At 68.1% G+C, this 6260-nt stretch carries 7 protein-coding genes; 3 read left to right on the top strand and 4 right to left on the bottom strand.

All coding sequences use genetic code 11. The features are described from left to right. Positions 1-1043, top strand: a 1043-nt coding sequence (locus AC07Y4_RS32460) for a BMP family ABC transporter substrate-binding protein (RefSeq protein ID WP_495275666.1), incomplete at its 5' end; no start/stop codon positions are given. A gap of 84 nt (positions 1044-1127) precedes the next feature. Beyond that, complete coding sequence (locus tag AC07Y4_RS32455) at positions 1128-1505, top strand: hypothetical protein (RefSeq protein ID WP_307584628.1); 378 nt, start codon at positions 1128-1130, stop codon at positions 1503-1505. A 6-nt stretch (positions 1506-1511) separates the two neighbouring features. Here AC07Y4_RS32455 and AC07Y4_RS32450 read toward each other — a convergent pair whose 3' ends face one another. From AC07Y4_RS32450 to fabA, 3 genes are all read right to left on the bottom strand, one after another. After that, on the bottom strand, positions 1512-1904 hold the full coding sequence (locus tag AC07Y4_RS32450) for a nuclear transport factor 2 family protein (protein ID WP_095744204.1): 393 nt from the start codon (positions 1902-1904) through the stop codon (positions 1512-1514). A gap of 104 nt (positions 1905-2008) precedes the next feature. Next, positions 2009-3229 carry a beta-ketoacyl-ACP synthase I gene (gene fabB / locus AC07Y4_RS32445; protein ID WP_159277965.1) on the bottom strand — a complete coding sequence of 407 codons (1221 nt, stop codon included), beginning with the start codon at positions 3227-3229 and terminating at the stop codon, positions 2009-2011. Positions 3230-3239: 10 nt separating this feature from the next. Beyond that, on the bottom strand, positions 3240-3755 hold the full coding sequence (gene fabA, locus AC07Y4_RS32440) for a 3-hydroxyacyl-[acyl-carrier-protein] dehydratase FabA (protein ID WP_056574156.1): 516 nt from the start codon (positions 3753-3755) through the stop codon (positions 3240-3242). Positions 3756-3989: 234 nt separating this feature from the next. Here fabA and AC07Y4_RS32435 point away from each other — a divergent pair, with 234 nt between their 5' ends. Continuing rightward, positions 3990-5057 carry an adenosine deaminase gene (locus AC07Y4_RS32435; RefSeq protein ID WP_307694528.1) on the top strand — a complete coding sequence of 356 codons (1068 nt, stop codon included), beginning with the start codon at positions 3990-3992 and terminating at the stop codon, positions 5055-5057. Here the strand turns inward: AC07Y4_RS32435 and AC07Y4_RS32430 are convergent. After that, positions 5018-6260, bottom strand: a 1243-nt coding sequence (locus AC07Y4_RS32430) for an MFS transporter (protein WP_495275665.1), incomplete at its 5' end; no start/stop codon positions are given. The genes AC07Y4_RS32435 and AC07Y4_RS32430 overlap by 40 nt on opposite strands.

Genomic DNA, 6260 nt, shown 5'->3' with positions numbered 1-6260 from the left:
CGGGGGCCGCCCCGGCCCCCGCACCGGCGGCCCCGCTGAACATCGCATTCGCCTATGTCGGTCCCGTGGGCGACGGCGGCTGGTCCTTCGCGCACGACAACGCCCGCAAGGCGCTCGAGAAGGAATTCGGCGACAAGATCAAGACCACTTTTGTCGAAAGCGTGCCCGAGTCGGCCGACGCCGAGCGCGTGTTCCGCGACTTCGTGGGCCAGGGCAACAAGCTGATCTTCGGCACCACCTTCGGCTACATGGAACCCATGCTCAAGGTCGCCAACGACAGCAAGGACGTGAAGTTCGAGCATGCCACCGGCTACAAGACCGCCGAGAACATGCGCACCTACGACAGCCGCACCTACGAAGGCGCGTACATGGCCGGCGTGATTGCCGGTTCGATGACCAAGAGCAACACGCTGGGCGTGGTCGGCTCGGTGCCGATCCCTGAAGTGCTGCGCAACATCAACAGCTTCACGCTGGGCGCGCAGTCGGTCAACCCGAAGATCACGACCAAGGTCGTGTGGGTGAACGAGTGGTTCAGCCCGCCCAAGGAAACCGAAGCCGCCACCGCCCTCATCAACGGCGGCGCCGACGTGCTGTTCCAGAACACCGACTCGCCGGCCGTGCTCAAGACCGCGCAAGAAAAGGGCAAGCGCGCCTTCGGCTGGGACTCCGACATGACCGCCTACGGCCCGAAGGCCCACCTGGGCTCGGCCATCATCAACTGGGCGCCGTACTACATCAAGACCACGCAAGATGCGCTGGACGGCAAGTGGGCCACCGGCCAGACCTGGTGGGGCGTGAAGGAAGGCGCGATCGACATCGTCTCGATCGCCGAAGACGTGCCGGCCGAAGCCAAGGCCAAGGTCGAGGAAATCAAGAAGGGCCTGAAGGACGGCAGCTTCTCGATCTGGAAGGGCCCGATCGTCGGCCAGGATGGCAAGGAGTTGATCGCCAAGGACGCGGTCGCCGACGACAAGTTCCTGTCGGGCGTGAACTTCTACGTCAAGGGCGTGGAAGGCAAGGTGCCGGGCGGCGACAAGAAGTAATCATTGATCGATCGCTTCGGCGATTGCCACGAGAAGGGTCGTCTGCGGACGGCCCTTTTTTCATTCAGGAAAAGGATTCACACCATGAAGCTGCAGAGGGTCATGGCGGCAGGCGCGGCACTGCTGGCCGTGTCGATGTCGTACGCCGCACCGCCGACGTTCTCGAAGGAAGAGCAGCGCCTGCGCAAGGCCGTGGACGACGCGGAAATGTGCTTTCACTTCGCCGGCGAATTCAACGGCGACGGGTCGGCGCACGACAAGGAAGTGGCGCGCCAGCAGCGCCAGCACTGCGGCAAGGAAGGCCAGCAGCTGGTGCTGCGCGCCTACCGCAAGAACCCGCAGGACACGCGCCTCTACCCGGCGGTGCTGCGGCTGGACGGGCTGATGCCGGGGCTCACGTTGCCCGCAGCCGAGAAGGCCCGGCTGTGTGCCGTGGCCAAGACGGAACTGGCCTGCCCCTGAGTCGGCTTACTGCGCCGCCGCCTGCAGCTGCGCCGCCATCTTCTGATGGATCAGGTTCACCGCCTTCAATGGCCGCAGCATCACCTTGAACTCGGTGATCCGGCCTTCGGCGTTCCACTTCATCATGTCCACGCCGTTGATGGCGATGCCGTCCAGCTCGAGTTCGAACTCGAGCACGGCGTCGTTCGGACCCTGGAGCTCGCGCACGTAGCGGAAGCTCTCGTTGAAGAAGACCTGGAAGGCCGCGGCGAGGTACTGCTTCGTGATCGCCTTGCCGACCTGCGGCCGGTGCACCACGGGCGAGAGGAAGACGGCGTCGTCGGCCAGCAGGGCATCGAGCCCCGCCACGTCGCGTGTCTTGACGAGCCGGTGCCAGGTGGAAAGGGTGTCGATCGCCATGGGTCTCCTCGCGCGGTGGATGGATGGAAGAACGGAAAACCCAGTCTAGCGAAGCGCCGGCGGGCCCGTCGTCGCGGGCGCGACGGGGCCGGCAGGTGGCCGGGCTACGCGCCCTGCCAGCGCTTGAGCACCAGCGTGGCGTTGGTGCCGCCGAAGCCGAAGCTGTTGCTCATCACGGTGTCGACGGTGGCGTTCTCGCGCGTGGCAGTGAGGATGGGCATGTCGGCCACTTCGGGGTCGAGCGCCTCGATGTTGGCCGAGCCGGCCATGAAGCTGCCTTCCATCATCAGCAGGCAGTAGATCGCCTCGTGCACGCCGGCGGCGCCCAGCGAGTGGCCCGACAGGCTCTTGGTGGAGCTGATGGCCGGCGCCTTGTCGCCGAAGACTTCGCGCACGCCCTTCATTTCCATGACGTCGCCGACGGGCGTCGAGGTGCCGTGGGTGTTCAGGTAGTCGATGGGCGTGTCGACGGTGGACAGCGCCATCTGCATGCAGCGCACCGCGCCTTCGCCGCTGGGCGCGACCATGTCGTAGCCGTCGGAGGTGGCGCCGTAGCCGACGATTTCGGCGTAGATTTTTGCGCCGCGTGCCAGTGCGTGGTCGAGCGACTCGACCACGACCATGCCGCCGCCGCCCGCGATGACGAAGCCGTCGCGCTCGGCGTCGTAGGCGCGCGAGGCCTTCTCGGGCGTGTCGTTGTACTTGGTGGACAGCGCGCCCATGGCGTCGAACAGGAACGACTGGGTCCAGTGTTCTTCTTCACCGCCGCCGGCAAACACGATGTCCTGCTTGCCCATCTGGATCTGCTCCATGGCATTGCCGATGCAGTGCGCGCTGGTGGCGCAGGCCGAGGCGATGGAGTAGTTCAGGCCCTTGATCTTGAAGGGCGTGGCCAGGCAGGCCGACACGGTGCTGCTCATGGTGCGCGTCACGCGGTAGGGGCCGACGCGCTTGACGCCTTTTTCGCGCAGCAGGTCGAGCGCTTCCATCTGGTTCAGCGTGGAGGCGCCACCCGAGCCGGCGATGAGGCCGGTGCGCGGGTTGGACACCTGCTCCTCGGTCAGGCCGGCATCGGCAATGGCGTCCTTCATGGCCAGGTAGGCGTAGGCCGCGGCGTGGCCGACGAAGCGGTAGAGCTTGCGGTCGATGAGGTCTTCGAGGGGGAGGTCGATGGAGCCGGCCACCTGGCTGCGCAGGCCCATTTCGGCGTAGGCCGGCTGGAACCGGATGCCGGGGCGGCTGGCGCGCAGGTTGGCGGAGACGGTCTCCTTGTCGTTGCCCAGGCACGAAACGATGCCCAGACCGGTGATGACGACGCGTCGCATGGCGAAACCCTCAGAAGTTGTCGGTGGAAGTGAACACGCCGACCCGCAGGCCTTCGGCGGTGTAGATCTGGCGGCCGTCGACGCTCACCGAGCCGTCGGCGATGGCCAGGTTCAGCTTGCCCTTGAGCACGCGCTTGATCTGGATGCTGTAGGTGACGAGCTTGGCGGTCGGCAGGACCTGGCCCGTGAACTTCACTTCGCCCGAGCCCAGGGCCCGGCCGCGGCCCGGCAAGCCTTGCCAGCCGAGGAAGAAGCCCACCAGCTGCCACATGGCGTCCAGGCCCAGGCAGCCCGGCATCACCGGGTCGCCTTCGAAGTGGCAGGCGAAAAACCACAGGTCGGGCGTGATGTCGAGTTCGGCCGTGAGTTCGCCCTTGCCGTAGGTACCGCCCTCGGCGCTGATGTGGGTGATGCGGTCCACCATCAGCATGTTCGGGGCGGGCAGCTGGGCGTTGCCGGGGCCGAACAGTTCGCCGCGGCTGCAGCGCAGCAGGTCTTCGCGGGTGAAGGCGTTTTGTAGGGTCATGCGAGTCGATCAAGGACGGCGCCAGGGGCACGAATGCACGCTGCGCGCGGATTGGAGGGAACACGCCCGATGCCGGGCCTGCCGGGGTCCAAGCCTAGCGCATCCGCCATGGCCCGATTTGACCCAGATCAGTTTGGGGGAAATGGGGCTGGCAGCGTATACGTTTTCGGGGATGCCGCGCAGGGTGTCTGCCCTTATGCTGTGCGCGATCACAACGTCGATTTCCCACGCCCCATGACCGATTCCAGCCGCCCCCTCTTCGACCCCAGCTTCGCGCAGCGCATTCCCGCCGAACGCCTGCCCGAGCTGCTGCGCGCCATGCCCAAGGCCGAACTGCACATGCACATCGAAGGCTCGCTCGAGCCCGAGCTGATTTTCGCGCTCGCGCAGCGAAACGGTGTCTCGATCCCGTATGCCAGCGTGGAAGAGCTGCGCAAGGCCTACGCCTTCACCAACCTGCAGACCTTTCTCGACATCTACTACGCCGGCGCCAGCGTGCTGCTGAAAGAGCAGGACTTCTACGACATGGCCTGGGCCTACCTGGAGCGCGCCGCCGCCGACCACGTGGTGCACACCGAGATGTTCTTCGACCCGCAGACGCACACGGCGCGCGGCGTGGCCATGGAAACGGTGGTCAACGGCCTGCACCGCGCCTGCGTCGATGCGCTGCCGAAGCTGGGCGTGAGCGCCTCGCTCATCCTGTGCTTCCTGCGCCACCTGAGCGAGGAAGAGGCGTTCGAGACGCTGGAGCAGGCGCTGCCGTACCGCGACAAGTTCATCGGCGTGGGGCTCGACTCGAGCGAGGTCGGCCACCCGCCCGAGAAGTTCGCGCGCGTGTTCGCGCGCTGCCGCGAGCTGGGCTTTCACCTCGTCGCGCACGCGGGCGAAGAGGGCCCGCCGGCCTACGTGTGGAGCGCGCTCGACGTGCTGAAGGTCGAGCGCGTCGACCACGGCGTGCAGAGCGCGAAAGACCCGGCGCTGATGAAGCGGCTGGCGCAGGACCGCATTCCGCTCACCGTGTGCCCGCTGTCGAACCTCAAGCTGTGCGTGTTCCCCGACCTGTCGCAGCACAACCTGGGCGCGCTGCTCGACGCGGGGCTGGTCGCCACCGTCAACTCGGACGACCCGGCCTACTTCGGCGGCTACATGAACCAGAACTTCACGCAGACCTTCGCCGCCACCGGCCTGGGCGTGCAGCAGGCCTGGCAGCTCGCGGCCAACAGCTTCGAGGGCAGCTTCATCGACGCGGCCGCCAAGCGCGCCTACGTCGACCGGCTCAACGCCGTCTTCGCGACCTTCTGAGCGAGCTCGGCCGTGCAGGCGCCGGGATCGGCGTCGCGGCGCGGCACGAGCAGCGGCATCGCCACCAGCGCACACGCACTGGCCGCCAGCCACACGACCGGCCAGCCCTGCAGCGCCAGCAGGTGCGGAATCGAGAACGGCGTGACGAAGCACACGAGGAACACGCTGGTGTTCGCCATGCCCAGCGCGGTGCCGGCGCGCGCCGCGCCGGCCAGCGTGGCCAGCTCGGTGTACGCCACGCCGTGCCAGGCCGACACGCACACCCCGCTCACGGCCAGCAGCGCGATCAGCGCCAGCCGCAGCGGTGTGGAGGGCGGCTCGGTGCCCGCCGCCATCACCAGCGCAGCCAGGCCCGCGAACAGCACCACGCTGAGCGCGCTGCAGGCCCGCAGGTAGGCCGGGCGGTTGCGGCGGCGGTCGGTCCAGCGGCCGCTCCACACGCGCATCGCCATCGCGCCCACCTGCACGAAGACCATGGCGGCGGTGATCGTGCCCAGGCCCACATGGCCGAAGTCGTGCAGGAACACCGTGCCGAAGGACAGCACCGCGAACTGCGGCGCGCACAGGATGCCGATGCCGGCCACGATGCGCCACACGCGCACGTCGCGCAGCGGGCCGGTCTTCGGTGCGGCGGCCTCGGTGGTCTTTGGGTGCGGCGTGATAGGCGGCTCGTGCACCCAGGCCCAGCTCATCGCCGCGCTCAGCGCGCACAGCAGCGCCAGCAGGCCGTACAGCGCGGCAAAGCCGAAGTGCAGCGCCACGAAGGGCAGCACCAGCGCACCGATGCCGCCGCCCATCGGCACGGCGGTCTGGCGGATGCTCATGGCCAGGCCGCGTTCGCCGGCGTCGAACCAGGTCATCACCGCGCGCCCGCTGGCGCCGTTCACGCTGCCGCCGAGCAGGCCCACCAGCAGCAGCCCCGCACCCAGCACGCCGAGGCCCGGCACATGGCCGGCGCCCGGCGCGGCCCACAGCGCCATCGCCACCAGCGCGATCGCCGTGCTGCCCAGCCCGGCCAGCAGCACGGGGCGGTCGCCCCAGCGGTCGGTCAGCAGGCCCCAGGGCAGTTCGCTCACGGCGATGCCCAGGCCCATGAGGCCGAGCACCAGGCCGAGCGCGGCGTTGTCGAGCTGGTAGCCGGTGCGCATCAGCACGGCAGTCATGGGGATGCCGCTGAAGGCGACCGAGAAGGCCGCGTTGGCG

This window comes from Variovorax sp. GW460-12-1-14-LB1, assembly GCF_059423605.1.
Note: the sequence above shows the minus strand (reverse complement) of the source record. Positions and strands in the feature narration are given on the sequence as shown.

What these genes read in the sequence shown, in the direction of transcription:
- AC07Y4_RS32455 (WP_307584628.1), top strand. Translation starts at nt 1,128, where the DNA reads ATGAAGCTGCAGAGGGTCATGGCGGCAGGCGCGGCACTGCTGGCCGTG.
- fabB (WP_159277965.1), bottom strand. Translation starts at nt 3,229, where the DNA reads ATGCGACGCGTCGTCATCACCGGTCTGGGCATCGTTTCGTGCCTGGGC.
- AC07Y4_RS32450 (WP_095744204.1), bottom strand. Translation starts at nt 1,904, where the DNA reads ATGGCGATCGACACCCTTTCCACCTGGCACCGGCTCGTCAAGACACGC.
- fabA (WP_056574156.1), bottom strand. Translation starts at nt 3,755, where the DNA reads ATGACCCTACAAAACGCCTTCACCCGCGAAGACCTGCTGCGCTGCAGC.
- AC07Y4_RS32435 (WP_307694528.1), top strand. Translation starts at nt 3,990, where the DNA reads ATGACCGATTCCAGCCGCCCCCTCTTCGACCCCAGCTTCGCGCAGCGC.